Source organism: Neptunomonas sp. ABH4_499 (assembly GCF_056160565.1).
Map to the genome: position 1 here is coordinate 53,486 of NZ_JBSWXK010000014.1, position 16,813 is coordinate 70,298.

The window sequence follows — 16,813 nt, forward strand, 5'->3', positions numbered from 1 at the left end:
CAGGCTTGCCTTAGCAAACCTGTTGATGTGTTCTGTTGGATCGCAACGCCTTAACCGGCGGCGCGCTCTTGTTTGTGCTTTTTCTCAAGCTTGCCGCGAATTCGGTTACGCTTAAGCGGCGAGATGTAATCGACAAACAGTTTGCCGTTTAAGTGATCCAGCTCGTGCTGAACACACACCGCCAACAAACCATCGGCTTCCAGCTCGTACGCTTCGCCGTGTTCGTTTTGCGCTTTTAGGATGATGCGATTCGGGCGCTCTACGTCTTCATAGAAACCAGGAACCGACAAACAGCCCTCTTGCATGCGCTCAAGCTCTTCGTCGATCACTTCAAATGTTGGGTTGATCAGCACCAGTGGCTCGTTCTGATCTTCGGAAACGTCGATCACCACGATGCGCCGGTGAACATTCACCTGGGTCGCTGCAAGGCCGATACCTGGGGCATCGTACATGGTTTCGAACATGTCTTTAACGGTTTCACGCAGGGCGTCGTCAAAGGTTTCTACCGGTTTTGCAACGGTGCGCAAACGCGGATCCGGGAATTCTAGAATGGGTAACAGGGCCATAATTCAACTAATGCTTTGTTCATGAACGGTTTGCGACACTGGCATCCTTTTACGGGATCGATCTTTAAAATTGTAAAAAGATCGGTCAAGTCACTCTACTAATCAGTGGACAGGTCGACATATCTATTATACTGATATGGCGTGACGATGCATTTGTCGTTTACCATACAAGGTTAAATAACAGGTTTTAGTATACGCTCACAACCCAAGATCCACTAATGCATTTTTTGGCCAGCCCAGATAACAAAACGGGCCAAGGTGCGGGTTAAGGTTGTGCTCTATCGGAACTCGGGTCGGGTTGTGCAGTACAACAAGGCCCTGCAGCAAGGAAACTGGAGAATGAAAAAACTGGCAGGTCTGTGTTTGGCTTCGTGGTTGGCGATCAGTACGCCCATCCAGACACATGCCAGAGCGGATGTCCTCGCTCTGCAGGAAGGCTACCCACAGGAATACGTTGTCGTGAAAGGAGATACTCTTTGGGATATTTCCGGTCGCTTTCTCAAAGAGCCATGGCGCTGGCCAGAGCTTTGGGATGTGAACCCGCAGATCGATGATCCGCATTGGATCTATCCTGGCGATATCCTGTATCTCACGTGGGTGGATGGCAAACCGAAGCTGCGTAAAGGGAATAACAAGCTGACGCCGCGCGCGCGCGTGACCCCTTTGGAAAACCCAATCCCCGCGATTCCGTTAAAAGACATGCACGCATTTATGCATGAAAACGTGATTCTGGACGAAGAGCTGATGTCCGACACCCCTTACATCCTTGGGGGTAAAAACCGTCGCATCATCGCAGGTGCCGGAGACCGTGTGTATGCCCGCGGATTCATCGACGATCAGCACTTGAATCAGAGCATCTACCGCCCTGAAAAAGAGTTTCGTGACCCGGTCACCCAAGAGCTGCTCGGTTACGAGCTGTTCAAAGTGGCCGATACGCGCATCAGCGCCATCAACGATGACATCGCCACACTGGAGCTGACCAAGTCGCAGCTGGAAGTGCGAGTGATGGACCGTGTGATGCCAGCACCGGAATCACGTATCCAGTCTATGTTCTACCCATCGCCAGCCCCAGAGGAAACCGAAGGCTTTATCTTGTCGGTTCAGCGTGGCGTTGAGAAGATCGGTCGTTTTGATGCGGTCGCGATCAACAAAGGCCGTCGCGATGGCGTTGAAGAGGGTAACGTCTTCTTGGTGTACGCCAAAGGTGAAGAGATGGTCGACCCCGTTACAAAAGAGCTGGTTCAGCTGCCGGATGAGCAAGCGGGTTCTTTGATGGTGTTTAAAACCTACGACAAAGTCAGCTACGCGCTGGTGATGACGGCGTTGAACGTCCTGTCGGTAGGCGACCCGATCAAATCTCCGGATCTGTAAGATCCACACCACGCCCCATGGATGGGGCGTTTTTGTATCTCCTCTTAAGCCCAATAAGGATATGACGTGGCTGACGACGCTTTTCTTGACACCGCTCCCTTCCCCTCGTTTTCGATCCATGAGCCTGCGCCCGATAACTGGACATTGCAGCCGCGCCTTTGGGATACCGAAGGGCCGCATCAACCGATCCCGGTCAGTGATTGGTATCTACTGAGTACGCTGTCAGGCATTGGCCCAGCTAAGCTGCAAACCCTGTTTTACGAGCGCTGGTCGCTGGAACGTCTGTTAAACGAGGCAAAGCGCCCCAAGATGATTAAGTCGGATCATCTAAATGTGATGGAGCAGTTCTTAAACGAGCAAGGCGATGCTTACGGCGCATGGCAAGCGATAGAGCAGCAATGCCAACAAGCGGGGTTTCATGTGCTCACCCCGGATCATGCGGATTACCCGCCGTTACTCAAAAACGCCCATGACCACCCCGTTTTGTTGTATGTCCGCGGTGATCTAACCGCCCTTCATCTGCCTTGCATTGCCATTGTCGGCAGTCGAAACGCCTCGGCCGGTGGGCTTCGGCATGCGTACGCGTTCTCCAAAGCACTCAGCCAAGCGGGTTTTATCGTCACAAGTGGCTTAGCGCTGGGGATCGATGCCAAAGCGCACCAAGCGGCGGTGGATCTAAAACGCCCCACCATCGCGGTGATGGGCACCGGTTGGGATCGCATCTACCCAAGCGCACACCAAGGATTAGCGCGTGCGCTGCTGGATGAAGGCGGCGCATTGGTCAGTGAGTTTCCACCAGGTACACCGCCATTGGCTACGCATTTTCCAAGGCGTAATCGGATCATCAGTGGCTTATCCACAGGTGTGCTGGTGGTGGAAGCGGCGCTGAAAAGCGGCTCTTTGATCACGGCTAAGCAAGCATTGGCGCAAAACCGAGCCGTGTTCGCGATCCCAGGCTCCATCGACCATCCCGGCAGTCGCGGCTGTCATTCTCTTATTCGCCAAGGCGCCACCTTGGTGGAGTCGATCCCCGATATGGTCGATGAGCTCAGTGGCTTTGTGGCCGGGTATCGTCAAAGTTTAAACGCGCTTGAAGCCGAAGATGTACCGCCCTCACAAACGGAGGCGATGAACGCCCTAACGTCGGATCAGCAAGCCCTGTTAAAGCAGATCCCCTTTTCTACCTTGTTGATGGATGAGTTGATGCTTCAGGTCGGTACGCTCTCACTGACCGCCCCACTCCAAGTCATTTTGATGGAGCTTGAAATGCTCGATTGGATTGAATCCACCGGCGGTGGTGTTCGGCGGATTCGGTAGTGATATTGCATCACGCCCATCAAACGAGTAGCGTTTGCCCTTTCGAAGTACAGGTGATGATGATCAATGAATGCTTTGCAGATCTCGCAAGCGGTGCATGCACTGCGACAAGGGGGCGTGATTGCCTACCCAACCGAAGCGGTTTGGGGGCTCGGTTGTGATCCGTTTAATGAGGCCGCGCTGCATAAATTGTTGTCGGTTAAGCAACGACCGATCGAAAAAGGCGTAATCCTCGTAGCGGCATCAACCGACCAGATTGCCCCTTTGTTTGATCCGTTAACCGATGAAGAGAAAGCGACGTTAACGGCCACATGGCCTGGGCCTAATACTTGGTTACTGCCTGACCCTAACGACTTGATCCCTTCGTGGGTGAAAGGCGAGCACAGTGATGTGGCGGTGCGTATCAGTGATCATCCACTGGTAAAAGCCTTGTGTGAAGCGTTTGATGGGCCGATTGTGTCAACGTCGGCCAATCCGACATCGTTAGAACCTGCAAAAGATTTGTTGAAAGTGAATACTTACTTCCGACAAAAAATCGATTTTATCCTACCAGGCAGTCTTGGTGGGTTGGATCGCCCGACACAGATTCGTTCTTTACGAAGTGGCGCCACGGTTCGTGCGTAAACTGAGCCTTTTTGAGGATCGTCCCAAGGCGTGAAAACACGTACACTTAGTCCTGTTCATTAGACCACCCCAAGGAGTCATGCATGTCTGATCAGCTCGATCGCCCCGATATCGAAGCGGTTAAAGCCTACCTACTTTTGTTGCAAGATCGCATCTGTGATGCGCTGGCAAAGGTGGATGGCGAAGGCACCTTTGAAGAGGATGCTTGGGATCGCGAACAAGGCGGTGGTGGTCGTACTCGGGTGATCAGTGAAGGTGGCGTGTTTGAAAAAGGCGGCGTGAATTTTTCACATGTGTTTGGCGAATCCATGCCCGCCTCGGCCACCGCGCACCGTCCAGAATTGACTGGACGCTCGTTTCAGGCGATGGGTGTCTCCTTGGTGATGCACCCTCGCAATCCGCACATTCCTACCTCGCATGCGAATGTACGCTTTTTCATCGCTGAAAAAGAGGGCGAAGCACCCGTTTGGTGGTTTGGTGGTGGCTTTGACCTTACCCCCTACTACGGAAACGACGAGGATTGCCGTCACTGGCACCAGGTAGCAAAAGACGCATGTGACCCGTTTGGCGATGAGTTCTACCCGCGCTTCAAACAGTGGTGTGATGATTATTTCTACTTAAAACATCGCAACGAGCCACGGGGTGTGGGCGGATTGTTTTTTGATGATCTAAACGAGTTGGGCTTTGAGCAAAGTTTTGCGTTGATGCAGTCCATTGGTAATGCCTACATTGAGGCGTACACACCGATTGTGGAGCGACGTAAACCGGAGTCTTTCACGGAAGCCGAGCGCGAGTTTCAGGCGTATCGCCGTGGCCGTTATGTGGAGTTTAACTTGGTATTTGACCGCGGCACCTTGTTTGGTTTGCAGTCTGGCGGTCGCACAGAGTCCATCTTGATGTCCTTGCCGCCGGTGGTGCGTTGGGGGTATGACTGGAAACCTGAGCCAGATTCGCGTGAAGAGCGCCTCTATACCCATTATTTACAACCCAAAGATTGGCTAAGCGTGTAAACGCTGGCCATATCGGCTGCGCAGGATGGCTCTGCGCGTTACAACAACAAAGGTGAAGAACCCATGACCGATCGTTACGTTGTCGCTGGAAACCCGATTAAACATTCTAAATCCCCCGAGATTCACGCAGCGTTTGCTAAAGCCACAGGACAGGATTTGACCTACGGCACCTTGATGCCAGAGGTCGGTCAGTTTGATCAAGCGGCGACGGCGTTTTTCAACGACGGCGGTTTGGGGATGAACGTAACGGTGCCTTTTAAGTTGGATGCCTTCGCGCTTGCCAAGCACGCCACGGAGCGCGCGCGCTTGGCTGGAGCGGTCAACACCTTGTACCTGAACGATCAAAACGAGATCTGTGCCGATAACACCGATGGCTCTGGGCTCTTGCGGGATGTGACGATGAACTATCAGGTGCCGGTCGCAGGAAAACGCATCTTGATTCTGGGCGCAGGTGGCGCGGTGCGTGGTGTATTAAAGCCGTTTCTGGATGAGCGCCCTTCTGAGATTGTGATCGCGAACCGCACAGTGTCCAAGGCCCAAGCTTTGGCCGATCAGTTTGCTGATTATGGTAACGTGAGCGCCTGTGGATTTGATGCGTGCGCGGGGGAATTTGATCTGATCATCAACGGTACATCGGCCAGTTTAAGTGGCGATTTACCGCCAGTGCCTGCCGAGGTGGTCGGCCCGAACACCGTATGTTACGACATGATGTACGGCGCAAAACCGACGCCGTTTATGGACTGGGCGCTTGATCAAGGCGCGGCGCAAGCCATTGATGGGCTGGGGATGTTGATTGAGCAAGCGGCCGAAGCCTTCACGATTTGGCGCGGTGTACGTCCCGATACCACGGACGTAACTCGATCAATTCGTAACCAATTGACAACTGTTTGATTTTCAAACGTAAATTTTTCGCGATTCCACGGCCTTGGCTTGCAAAAAGTCGGTATTAGGGTTTATAACCAAAGAAACTCTCTGTGGAATTACGACATGGAAAAGCACGAACCTTTATCGCCAGAAACGTTGTACCGGGTTTGCGATACAGATCTGTTGCCGTTTAGAACCACCGAAACCCTAGAAAGCTTTTCGGGCTTTTTCGGCCAAGAGCGCGCCCTCGAAGCGATGAGCTTTGGTGTGGGGATGCGCCGTCCGGGGTATAACCTGTTTGTGATGGGTGTTCCGCACACCGGTCGTTTCTCGTTTGCGATAGAAAACCTCAAAGGCCTCGCCAAAAAAGAGAAGAAACCTTCTGATTGGTGCTACCTCAATAATTTGAATGACTCCCGATACCCGATTGCGATAGAGCTGCAAGCGGGTAAGGCTGTGCAGTTGCGCCGTGATAATCGTCGTTTGATCGAAACCATCATGACCGAGCTGCCCGCCGCGTTCGAAAACCCAGCGTATCTGCGCCGCAAAGCCAAAATCGAGCGGGATTTTAACCGTCATTACGATCAAGCGATTGAAGCGGTCGAGAAAGTAGCCCGTGAGCACAGCATTGCTTTGTACCGCGATGCCGGTTCCGTTGGCTTTACGCCGGTGGCCGAGGGTCAGGCGATGGATGAGGCGATGTTCTCCCAATTGCCGGAGGAGATCCGCGATGCGTTCAGTCGCAACATCAATGAGTTGGAAGATCTGCTCAACGACAGCTTAACGGAACTGCCACAGTGGCGACGTGAAGCGGCCGACAAGATGAAATTGCTGGACCGCGATACCGCACGTCATACCGTATCGCCGCTGATCCAAACCTTAAAAGAGAAGTTTAACCATGTATCCGGCCTTGCCGATTATTACAATCAGCTAGAGCGCTACATCGTTAAAAACAGCGCAGACCTTCTAAACGATGAAAAACTGATCGAAGCACGGGGCGAAGTCGGCAAACGCAACCCGTTGGATGAGATGTTTGGTGTCAACGTGGCGGTGGATCACACGAAAACCAAAGGTCAGCCAGTGGTGTTTGAAGCACACCCAAGCTACGACAACCTATTTGGCCGAGTTGAATACAACAGCGACATGGGCGCGATGGTCACTAACTTCCAGATGATTCGTCCAGGGGCGTTACACCACGCCAACGGCGGGTATTTGATCATGGAAGCGGAAAAGCTCTTGGAGCAGCCGTTTGTGTACGGTGCACTCAAGCGCGCGCTTAAATCCCACGAGATCCGCATCGAAAACCCAGCCAGCGAATACGCAGGCATCAGCACCATCAGCTTAAGCCCGCAGCCTGTGGCGCTGAACGTGAAGATTGTCTTGGTGGGCGGCCGTAACACCTATTACCTGCTGCAGGAGCTGGATCAGGACTTCGAAAAAATGTTCCGTGTGGTGGTGGATTTTGAGGAGGAGGTCCCGCGGGATGCTCAGTCGATCCGCAACTATGCGCGTTTGATGAAAACCATAGCCGCCGAAGAGGGCTTAGCCGCGCTGACCCGTGAGGCCGTGGCGCGCTTGGTTGAGCAAAGCTCGCGCTTAGCGGGTGACCAAGAGAAACTTTCGACTCACATCGGTGAGCTGGTGGACTTGTTGTGTGAAGCCGACTACAAGCGCACCACCAGTGGCGACGAACTGATTACTGCACAACACGTGGAAGCTGCCTTGGAAGCGCAATCGCGTCGTACCGGACGCTTGTCGGAACGCATCCTTGAGAGCATTCTGAACGAAACCGTGTTGATCGATACCGATGGCGAAGCGGTCGGTAAGTGTAATGGCCTAACGGTACTGGAAGTCGGTGATGTAGCGTTTGGCTCGCCTGCGCGCATTACCGCAACGGTACACCCAGGCAGCCGAGGCATTGTTGATATTGAGCGCGAGGTTCAGCTAGGTCAGTCGATTCACTCCAAAGGGGTGTTGATTCTGTCCGGTTATTTGGGCCATCAATATGCGCAGGACTTCCCGTTGTCGTTATCCGCCAGCATTGCGATGGAGCAATCGTACGGCTATGTCGACGGCGACAGTGCCTCGATGGCTGAAATCTGTACCCTGATTTCGGCGCTCACGCACATTCCTATAAAGCAGCAGTACGCCATGACCGGCTCTATAAACCAGTACGGCGAAGTACAGGCGATTGGGGGGGTAAACGAGAAGATCGAAGGCTTCTTTACCTTGTGTCAAACGCGCGGTTTAACCGGCAAGCAAGGGGTGATCATCCCGAAAGCCAATGTGCGCAATCTGATGCTGAAAAAAGAGGTGGTGGATGCGGTCAAAAATGGCGAGTTCCACATCTACTCGGTAGCTACCGTTGATGAGTGCTTAGGCATCTTAATGGGTAAAAACCCAGGAAAACGTAAAGACGATGGCAGCTTTACCCAGCGCAGCATCAACCACAGTGTGGTTAAACGCTTAAAAGAGCTGCACAAAGCCCTGTCCGGTGGTAAAGGCAGTGACTAACTGCATACCTTAACCCGCCCTTCTCGTAAAAAGCCCTCTTTTGAGGGCTTTTTGCTGTTGGGGCATTAAAGCGTTTTTAAGTAAGCGATCAGGTAATCCTGCTGTGCTTGATCGGTGATGGCGACATGGCGCATCCGGGTGCCGGGCACAAATGCATCGTTATCTGAGATCCACTTACGCAAGTTGTCATCACTCCATGAGAAATCCGCCTGCGACATCGCCTCTGAATAGGCAAATCGAGGCAAGCTACCCGCCTTGCGCCCTGCTACTCCAGAAAGGCTTGGCCCAAAGGTGTTTTTACTGGAATCGGCTGAGTGACAGGCGGTGCATTGAGTTGCGAAAACTTGCTGACCGGCGGCAGCCATCGCGGCATCGTCGGCCATCGCATAGGTGGGCAGTAACAATGCAGCGCTAAGACCAAGAGTAGAGAGTACTTTTAACATCGTTTTGACTCCTTTCCGTTAACTGATGGCCTCAGTATAAAAAAACTGTCCAGAGCGTTTCGCCGTCCAAAAGTACTGTTTTAGCCGACGTTCATGGGGTTTTAGCGACGTTTTTGTCGCATATCAATATATCCATTCTATTTGTATGGTTTTTGTCCGAAGCTTGATATTGCGCATTGTTTTAAGCCGGAGGGTGGCCCTACGCCGGGTTTTTATGAAGGGCATTGGATAAGTGCTTGAGTCTTAAAGACTGTTGCCGAAAAGAAACATTGAAGCTTTCGAAATCTTGAACCACTTTTAATAAAGGGACGCTTGATCTCGAAAGTGCGACCTAACAAACAGCTTTCGCAGCAAATCATGGTTATTTTGCTGCAAATTACGATCTTTTTGCTGAATAATCCGATGGGTTAAACTAAAGTTTGAAATGCAAAAGTGATGTTTCTACTATTCGGGAATCAGACAGTTGTGGCGTGTATGTCCATGTTCATCATCCCTAAACATGACCTGACAGCGTTACAAACGGCTCTCTTATTAAGGGCGGGAACTCTATGCTTTACACCCTATCCCGCCCTCTTTTTTTCCCTTCTTAGTACAACGTACTCATTTCACTTTTGGCGTGATCGATTACCGGAACTTTACTTATCGGTTCGGTCATACATTACCAATAGGATGCCCCGTTTAGGTCACCATGCCCTGAGCAACGTTAAGGATTTACGTCAGCAATGTACTACTTACTTGGACACAATTCGGAGTTCGACACCATGAGCAGCCCAACCCCCGATAATAATAAGCAGCGCACGCTCTATAAATTGCAGGATCTTTTTGAAACACGCCTCCCTGCGGATCAAGCAGAGGCACTGACCGGTTTCGCGAATCAGCTTTACATCTATGCACCGGAAAACGAGCTGGTGGAGCGACCGATCGAAACATTGTACGGCGCAACGCTAAGCTGCTGGACCTTCGTCGGCGGGTTCGGCAAAGCGCTGTCCAAGGTGCAAGTCTTTAACCCGGACCTTGAACAACACGGTTGGCACTGTAACCATACCGTGATTCAGCTGTTGATGAAGGACTGCCCTTTCATTGTTGACTCGGTACGTATGGCTCTGAATGCGTTGGGCATTGGTATTCGCGCGATTCATAACATCGTGATCCATGTTGAACGTGATGAGGCGGGTAACCTTGTTAAGCTGGGTGAGCCAGGCCAAGGGGATGCTGAATCGATGATCTACCTAGAGGTAGACCGTCACACTGAAGCCGACCTTCTGAAGAAGATTGAAAGCGAACTGACAAAAACCCTTAAAGCGGTGTCCTACTCGGTACGCGATTTCCTACCGATGAAAGAGCGCGTAGCCAGCTGCGCGGCGGATCTGGAAAAAGCCGGTTTTGCTGAAGAAGCGGTGTTCGTGAACTGGCTGCTGGACGATCACTTCACTTTCTTAGCGGTGGATGATGTCACCTTTAAAGGCGATGCCATTACCTTAACCAAAGGCTCTTCGCTGGGTCAGTTAGATGGCAAAGGCTTAGTCAATCTGGAAAACAGCGAGATCTCATCCGAGCCATTGATGATCAGCCGTCACGGCGAGCGCTCTCGTGTGCACCGTCCTGCGTATTTGGACTTGATCACCGTTGGGCACTTTAACGCCAAAGGCGAGTGCGTTGGCGCAACTCGTATTCTGGGCTTGTACACCTCTCCGGTTTATCTTGAGCGTCCATCCCGCATTCCGTTGATCAAAGACAAAGTGCAACGCATTTTGGATCGCTCTGGTTTCCGCCTGAACGGTCACAGCGGCAAAACCTTCCATCAAGTCTTGATCGATCTGCCGCGCGATGAACTGTTCTTAGCGTCGGAAGATGAGCTGTTCAAAGCCGCGATGAAGATTTTCCATCTGCAAGAGCGCCGCCGCGCCTGCATGTTGGTGCGTAAGGATAAAAGCGGTCAGTTTTACTCTTGCTTGTACTTTATCCCGCGTGATCTGTTCAGCACGGCGTTGCGTTTAAGCATCCAGAACTTGTTGAAGGATACCTTCCAAGCGACTGATATTGAGTTTATGAACTCCTTAGGTGAATCGGTTCTGGCGAGAACCTACTTCGTGCTGCGTGTACCGCAAGGCACCGAAGAGCCGGATTACGAGCAGCTTGAAGCAGATGTGCAAAACCTGTCGCGCTCATGGAGCGATGATCTGCACACGGCGATGATCGATGCTTTTGGTGAAGAGAAAGGAACAACGCGCAGTAACCAGTACCGCGATGCCTTCCCGGCGGCGTACCGTGAGCACTTCACCACCTTACACGCGGTGCACGACATCGAGAAGATGGAAGCGTTGAGCAAGCAACCATTGAGCATGAGCTTCTACCGCCTGCTGGAACAATCCCAGTCAGTGCTGCGCTTTAAGTTGTTCCGTGAGAGCGAATCTCTGATCCTATCGGACATCATCCCGGTACTTGAGAACCTAGGCCTTCGCGTGGTGGGTGAGCACCCATACGTCGTGAACTGTGCCAACGGTAAAAAGTTCTGGATTCACGACTTCTCCCTGACGCTCAAAGGCGGTTCGGAGCCTGTGGATCTGGAAGAAGTGAAAGAGATCTTCCAAGAAGCGTTTGCCGCGATCTGGCAAGGCAAGGCCGATAACGATGAGTTTAACCGCCTAGTTCTGAATGCGCGTCTTAGCTGGCGCGAAGTGGTGATGCTGCGTGCCTATGCACGTTATAACCAGCAGATCCGTTTTGGTTTCTCCCAGCAGTACATCGCAGAAACGCTGTCCCGACACACGCAGTTAACGCGTTTGCTGGTCGCGCTGTTCCGTGCGCGCTTTGAGCCCGGCCGTCAATCGAGCGACAAAGTACGTGCACTGGCCGATCGTATCGAAAACAGCATTCTGGATGGTCTGGATAAAGTCGATAACCTCAATGACGACAAAATCCTGCGTCGCTACCTAGAGCTGATCAAAGCGACGCTGCGTACCAACTACTATCAAACGCTGGATGACGGTGCGGCGAAGCCTTACCTGTCGTTGAAGCTGAACCCGCACTCGATTGCGAGCATCCCGCGCCCTCGTCCGATGTTCGAGGTGTTTGTGTACTCCCCACGCGTAGAAGGTGTTCACCTGCGCGGTGGTAAAGTGGCACGTGGCGGTCTGCGTTGGTCGGACCGTTTGGAAGATTACCGCACCGAAGTGCTGGGCTTGGTGAAAGCGCAGCAGGTGAAGAACGCGGTCATCGTACCGGTCGGCGCAAAAGGTGGCTTTGTAGCCAAACAACTGCCGACCGAAGGCACGCGTGATGAGTGGCTGGCCGAAGGTGTTGAGAGCTACCGCTGGTTTATCCGGGGTCTGTTGGACTTGGCGGATAACCGCGTTGCTGGCGAGATTGTTCCTCCGGCGGATGTGGTACGTCACGATGAGGACGACCCTTACCTGGTTGTAGCGGCCGATAAAGGCACGGCGACCTTCTCGGATTACGCCAACGCGTTGGCCGAAGAGTACGGCTTCTGGTTGGGCGATGCGTTTGCCTCCGGCGGTAGCCAAGGTTACGACCACAAAGGCATGGGTATCACGGCACGTGGCGCGTGGGAGTCGGTAAAACTGCACTTCCGCGAGAAAGGCATCAACACCCAGACCGACCCGTTCACTGTCGTCGGTGTGGGCGATATGGCGGGCGATGTGTTCGGTAACGGTATGCTGCTGTCGGATAAGATCCGTCTGGTGGCGGCGTTTAACCACTTACACATCTTCATCGACCCGACACCCGATGAAGCGAAGAGCTTTGAAGAACGTCAGCGCATGTTCAACCTGCCGCGCTCCTCTTGGGAAGATTACAACCAAGAGCTGATCTCTAAGGGCGGCGGTATCTTTTCGCGTGCGGCGAAATCGATCACTTTAACCCCAGAGATGAAGCAAGTTTTCGATACCGATGCGGACAAGCTCTCGCCAAGCGAGTTGATCTCCGTGATTCTGAAAGCGCCGGTCGACCTGCTGTGGAACGGCGGTATCGGTACGTATGTGAAGGCCTCTTCAGAGAGCCACAGCGAAGTGGGCGATAAAGCTAACGATTCGCTGCGAATCAACGGTAAAGAGCTGCGCTGTAAAGTCGTGGGCGAAGGCGGTAACTTAGGTTTAACCCAGTTAGGCCGTATCGAATACTCGCTCAATGGCGGTGCGTGTAACACCGACTTTATCGATAACGCCGGTGGCGTGGACTGCTCCGACCACGAGGTCAACATCAAAATCTTGTTGAACCAAGTGGTGGCCGATGGCGATCTGACCATGAAGCAGCGTAACAGCTTCCTGCGTGAGATGACCGATACTGTATCGGACTTGGTTCTGAAATCGAACGATCGCCAAGCGCGTGCGCTGAGTCTGGCGCAAGGCCATGCGGGTAAGTCGTTGGATGAATACGCCCGTCTGATGAATCGCTTAGAAGCCGATGGCCGATTGGACCGCGCACTGGAGTTCTTGCCAGATGAAGCCCTAATGGCGGAGCGTCACCAAGCCAACCGTGGACTGACCCGCCCTGAGTTGTCGGTGTTGATCTCCTACACCAAGGCGGAACTAAAAGAGCAGCTTTCAAGCGCTTGGTTAACGGAAGATCCATTTGTACAGCGTGAGATCTTGGAAGCCTTCCCAGATCAGTTGAACACGCGCTTCCCAGAAGCCGTATCCAACCACCAACTGCGCAAAGAGATCATCGCCACGCAGCTGGCCAACGCCATGGTTAACCACATGGGGATCACCTTCGTGAACCGCATGGAAGAAACCACTGGCCTACCAGCGGATCAAGTGGCGGTTGCTTACCTGATTGCGCGTGAAGTGTTCGACATTAAGAGCCTGTGGCGCGAAGTTGAGCTTTTGGATAACCAAGTGGATACCACCATCCAAGAGCGTATGTTCACGGACATTCTGCGCTTGATGCGTCGTGCCAGCTACTGGTTCCTGCGCAATGTGTGCAACCGTGGCAGCTTCGATGTGAAAGAGGTGATCGACCGCTTCAAACCGGCGGTCGACAGTATTCGCGGCTCGTTTGAGGCCTTGCTCACTGGTGATCTGAAAACCGCGTGGCAGACGTCTCAGTTCCTCTTGGTTGAGGCAGGTGTCAGCGAAGACTTGGCTTCCCGTGTGGCGTGTGCCGAACGCTTGTACTCAGCCCTTGCGATCAGCGAAGTGTCTGGCGATACCGGCCAATCCTTGCTGAACACCGCCGAGGTGTACTTCACACTGGGCGAGCGTTTGCACCTGGATTGGGTCAGCGAGCAGATTCGTCAGTTCAACCCAGAAAACCACTGGCAGTTGCTGGCGCGTGAGGGCTTCAGTGAAGACCTAAATCTGCAGCAGCGTCATCTGACAGCGTCTGTCTTGAGCTATCAAGCGGAGTTGGATGGTGCTGAGCTGGCCAACCATTGGTTAGAACAGCACGACAGTGGTGTGAGCCGTTGGGAGCGCGTCCTGAAAGATCTGCAAAACAGCAGCACTTTGGACAGTGCGACCTTTACGGTGGTGATTCGCGAACTGACAGAGCTATCGAACAAGCTCTGATCGTCAAAGAACCGCTACAGCCGCCGATGCTTTCATGTGCGGTTGTAGCGGCCACAAAAAAGGCTCCACCCGGAGCCTTGTGTTGTGGATCTCTGTCCATGAGACCTTTCGATGCAACAACATTGATTAAGACATGATCAATGCTGAGTTGGTTTCATCGAATGCTTCAGATGGCTCATGCGATCGTGTGTTTGCTGAATTTTCTCAACGTGACGCATCAAACGTAATGACAGCGCTGGGTCTTCGATTTTGCGCGTCGCTTTACGGAAAGTGTGCAGCGCATCGTCTTCCGCTTCTTCCAGTTGTTCCACGTAACGGTAATCGGGCTTATCCGACATCTCGGTAATCACGTTGGTGTATACGTGACGCAGCTTACCAATCACGGTACCGGATGAATCAGGTTTTTCATCCATCATTTCGACGCGACCCTTAAGATCGGTCTCAATTGAGTTGCGAATATCGGCCATCTCCTTGAAAAGTGCTTTCAGAGATGGGTTCTCAACCGACTTAGCCGCATCTTGGTAAAACTCTTTACCATCATGACAAACTGAAATCATATCGTTTACTAAACGGCTATCGTGTGTACCTAACATAGACATGGTGTTACTCCTTTTCAGGGGAAAGATCGATCACCCCAGTACATCGGTGTTACCTTAGGGTGATCATGTATCGTGCAAATTAAGCGTTAAGGGTATTCATCAATGATGAAAATTTGTCACCTAGACACCCTTGCCTCGGACAAGGTGCATAACCACCGAAGCCACCAACAGCACTAAGAAGATAAAGAACAAGATTTTTGCGATACCAGCACTGGCACCTGCGATACCACCGAAACCAAACAAAGCCGCAACGATGGCAACGATAAAGAAGATTAAGGCATAACGTAACATGGCGATTCCTCCGCAGTATTCCATTCAAAGTTGAATTACATAAGCAATAGCGATGAACGTGCCAATATTGATAATTCATTAAAATCAATTTCTTAGGGTTTGTTTGACGACTTTTGACATGCGTGCTTTGCTGAAAGGTTTGAAAAAACCGAAGACAGTTATGTAATTTTTTCCGAACCGTCTTTGTTTAGCATCGATCCGATGTCACCATGCGTATAGATCAAAAAACAGGGAGTGTGCGTGATGCGAGTGTGCTTACTTTTAGGGATGTTGTTCTTCAGCGCTGTGTCACTGGCGGCTAATGAGTCTACATCAGTAACAACGTCTACCGCCGTGATGGGTGCCTCGGTCGAGAGTGTGGATCGAGAGATCGATGTGGAGCAGCCCGTTAAGGATCAGGAATCACCGAACGCATCCTTGGGATACTGAACAGCGCTGGCCAGTATCAATCTTTATCGGTGCAATCCAAGGCTGGATTGGTGTTCTTAGAAGGCAGCGTTGATGATCAGGCGTTTATTCCTTTTGCCGGACGATTCGCGTGAGGTGATCTTCCCACAGGGAGTACCTGTGATCATGCAAGATGAGCGTGAAACTCCAACAGCCTTAGCCCAAGAACACGCGGCCTTACCAACGCAGGCTCGCGACACCCTAGATGAGGATCTGGCTGGGGCTGATCAAGATGATATCAGCACGGATACCGCTGAAATCCGCGAGCAAGCACAAGCCGCGCGAGATCCAGAGGCGGGCAAAAACATTCTCTAAGTCAAACACGGTAAAGAATCAGAAATAAGGCCTTTATGGGTTCATTACTCAATGAAAGGTGAGGGATGCGCAGCAATCATGCTATTTAACAATAATTATGTTGAATAGCATGAAAGCGGCGCGTCAATTTACTTACTTCTTATTTTTGAAGCGTAAGAGGCTTACAAGACCTGTTACGAAGAGTAGCAGAGTAGCAGGTGTTGGTACTTGGTTATTAGCTAAAGTAATTATGCCGTATAGCTGAGATGTAACCGTTTCATCTTCAGGTAACGTGAATGTATTGCTAATGGTTGTGCCATTATCATCGCTAAAGCCTACGAGTTGAAGTGTAAAAAGATCACTTGCTACAAGAAAGTTAGTTGATGAGATAACGTTTAAGATATTTAGAGTATCAGCATCAAGAACAGCATTTCCGGTCGTATTTGGAGTCACATTTAAGTCAAATGTAAATGTGAACAGCTCAGAAATTCCAGTCGGTGTAGTGAAGTCGAGCGCTATGTCCAAAGGCACTGTATCCGCAACACTTCCGCTGTACGTTCTGCCATTTGTGTAAGTCAAATCGGCAATGGCAAAGAGAGCATCTTCGCTTGTTGAGTAGCTAAGTCCATCTACAGTGAAAATATTGGAAGATGAAGACGGTAGTGAACTACCTGTCGTAAAGGTATTAGTACCTACACCTGTATAAACGCCTGTGGAGTCAGGTGTACCGAAGGTTGCTGAAGACGCCCCTTCGAAAAGGGCTGCATTAGAGGCCGTTGAAGCAAGTATTCCGAGTCCGAAAGCGACTGCTTTCATGCTGTTTAAGCGAATCATATGTATTTCCTTTATCCATAAAACGCTAATTAATAGAGATATTTATCGTTATTGGGCATTAGTCTAAGCAAAAATAATGCCGATTATATTAATTCCTTGTTTTTTATAATC

14 protein-coding genes are annotated in these 16,813 nt (G+C 51.6%); 9 read left to right on the forward strand and 5 right to left on the reverse strand.

Annotated elements, in window-relative coordinates; genetic code table 11:
* Nucleotides 1-50 precede the first annotated feature (50 nt).
* On the reverse strand, nt 51-566 hold the full coding sequence (gene def, locus ACXAF9_RS14415; RefSeq protein WP_475075387.1) for a peptide deformylase: 516 nt from the start codon (nt 564-566) through the stop codon (nt 51-53).
* A 339-nt stretch (nt 567-905) separates the two neighbouring features.
* On the opposite strand from def, the gene ACXAF9_RS14420 reads away from it, so the two are divergent.
* From ACXAF9_RS14420 to ACXAF9_RS14445, 6 genes are all read left to right on the forward strand, one after another.
* On the forward strand, nt 906-1,937 hold the full coding sequence (locus tag ACXAF9_RS14420; protein ID WP_475075388.1) for a LysM peptidoglycan-binding domain-containing protein: 1,032 nt from the start codon (nt 906-908) through the stop codon (nt 1,935-1,937).
* A gap of 66 nt (nt 1,938-2,003) precedes the next feature.
* On the forward strand, nt 2,004-3,254 hold the full coding sequence (gene dprA / locus ACXAF9_RS14425; RefSeq protein ID WP_475075389.1) for a DNA-processing protein DprA: 1,251 nt from the start codon (nt 2,004-2,006) through the stop codon (nt 3,252-3,254).
* 66 nt (nt 3,255-3,320) lie between these two features.
* Nucleotides 3,321-3,878, forward strand: coding sequence for an L-threonylcarbamoyladenylate synthase type 1 TsaC (tsaC, locus tag ACXAF9_RS14430; RefSeq protein WP_475075390.1), 558 nt, complete (start codon nt 3,321-3,323; stop codon nt 3,876-3,878).
* Nucleotides 3,879-3,961: 83 nt separating this feature from the next.
* A complete protein-coding gene (gene hemF, locus ACXAF9_RS14435) occupies nt 3,962-4,888 on the forward strand; it encodes an oxygen-dependent coproporphyrinogen oxidase (protein ID WP_475075391.1) in 927 nt (308 codons plus the stop codon).
* Nucleotides 4,889-4,951: 63 nt separating this feature from the next.
* Entirely contained in the window at nt 4,952-5,779 is an 828-nt protein-coding gene (gene aroE / locus ACXAF9_RS14440) for a shikimate dehydrogenase (RefSeq protein WP_475075392.1), read from the forward strand.
* A gap of 96 nt (nt 5,780-5,875) precedes the next feature.
* On the forward strand, nt 5,876-8,266 hold the full coding sequence (locus tag ACXAF9_RS14445; protein ID WP_475075393.1) for a Lon protease family protein: 2,391 nt from the start codon (nt 5,876-5,878) through the stop codon (nt 8,264-8,266).
* A gap of 65 nt (nt 8,267-8,331) precedes the next feature.
* Here the strand turns inward: ACXAF9_RS14445 and ACXAF9_RS14450 are convergent, their stop codons facing one another.
* The gene (locus ACXAF9_RS14450) at nt 8,332-8,709 is read right to left on the reverse strand and encodes a c-type cytochrome (RefSeq protein ID WP_475075394.1); all 378 of its coding nucleotides are present in this window, start codon (nt 8,707-8,709) and stop codon (nt 8,332-8,334) included.
* Nucleotides 8,710-9,431: 722 nt separating this feature from the next.
* On the opposite strand from ACXAF9_RS14450, the gene ACXAF9_RS14455 reads away from it, so the two are divergent.
* Nucleotides 9,432-14,237, forward strand: coding sequence for an NAD-glutamate dehydrogenase (locus ACXAF9_RS14455; protein ID WP_475075395.1), 4,806 nt, complete (start codon nt 9,432-9,434; stop codon nt 14,235-14,237).
* A 137-nt stretch (nt 14,238-14,374) separates the two neighbouring features.
* Here the strand turns inward: ACXAF9_RS14455 and ACXAF9_RS14460 are convergent, their stop codons facing one another.
* Both ACXAF9_RS14460 and ACXAF9_RS14465 read right to left on the reverse strand, forming a co-directional pair.
* Nucleotides 14,375-14,836 carry a PA2169 family four-helix-bundle protein gene (locus tag ACXAF9_RS14460; RefSeq protein WP_475075396.1) on the reverse strand — a complete coding sequence of 154 codons (462 nt, stop codon included), beginning with the start codon at nt 14,834-14,836 and terminating at the stop codon, nt 14,375-14,377.
* Between the two features lie 120 nt (nt 14,837-14,956).
* Nucleotides 14,957-15,127, reverse strand: coding sequence for a DUF1328 domain-containing protein (locus ACXAF9_RS14465; RefSeq protein ID WP_475075397.1), 171 nt, complete (start codon nt 15,125-15,127; stop codon nt 14,957-14,959).
* A gap of 243 nt (nt 15,128-15,370) precedes the next feature.
* Here ACXAF9_RS14465 and ACXAF9_RS14470 point away from each other — a divergent pair, with 243 nt between their 5' ends.
* Both ACXAF9_RS14470 and ACXAF9_RS14475 read left to right on the forward strand, forming a co-directional pair.
* Nucleotides 15,371-15,556: a hypothetical protein gene (locus ACXAF9_RS14470; RefSeq protein WP_475075398.1), complete on the forward strand. Its 186-nt coding sequence runs from the start codon at nt 15,371-15,373 to the stop codon at nt 15,554-15,556.
* Nucleotides 15,557-15,628: 72 nt separating this feature from the next.
* Nucleotides 15,629-15,889, forward strand: coding sequence for a hypothetical protein (locus ACXAF9_RS14475; protein ID WP_475075399.1), 261 nt, complete (start codon nt 15,629-15,631; stop codon nt 15,887-15,889).
* A gap of 132 nt (nt 15,890-16,021) precedes the next feature.
* On the opposite strand, the gene ACXAF9_RS14480 is transcribed toward ACXAF9_RS14475, so the two are convergent.
* On the reverse strand, nt 16,022-16,702 hold the full coding sequence (locus ACXAF9_RS14480) for a choice-of-anchor K domain-containing protein (protein WP_475075400.1): 681 nt from the start codon (nt 16,700-16,702) through the stop codon (nt 16,022-16,024).
* Nucleotides 16,703-16,813 lie beyond the last annotated feature (111 nt).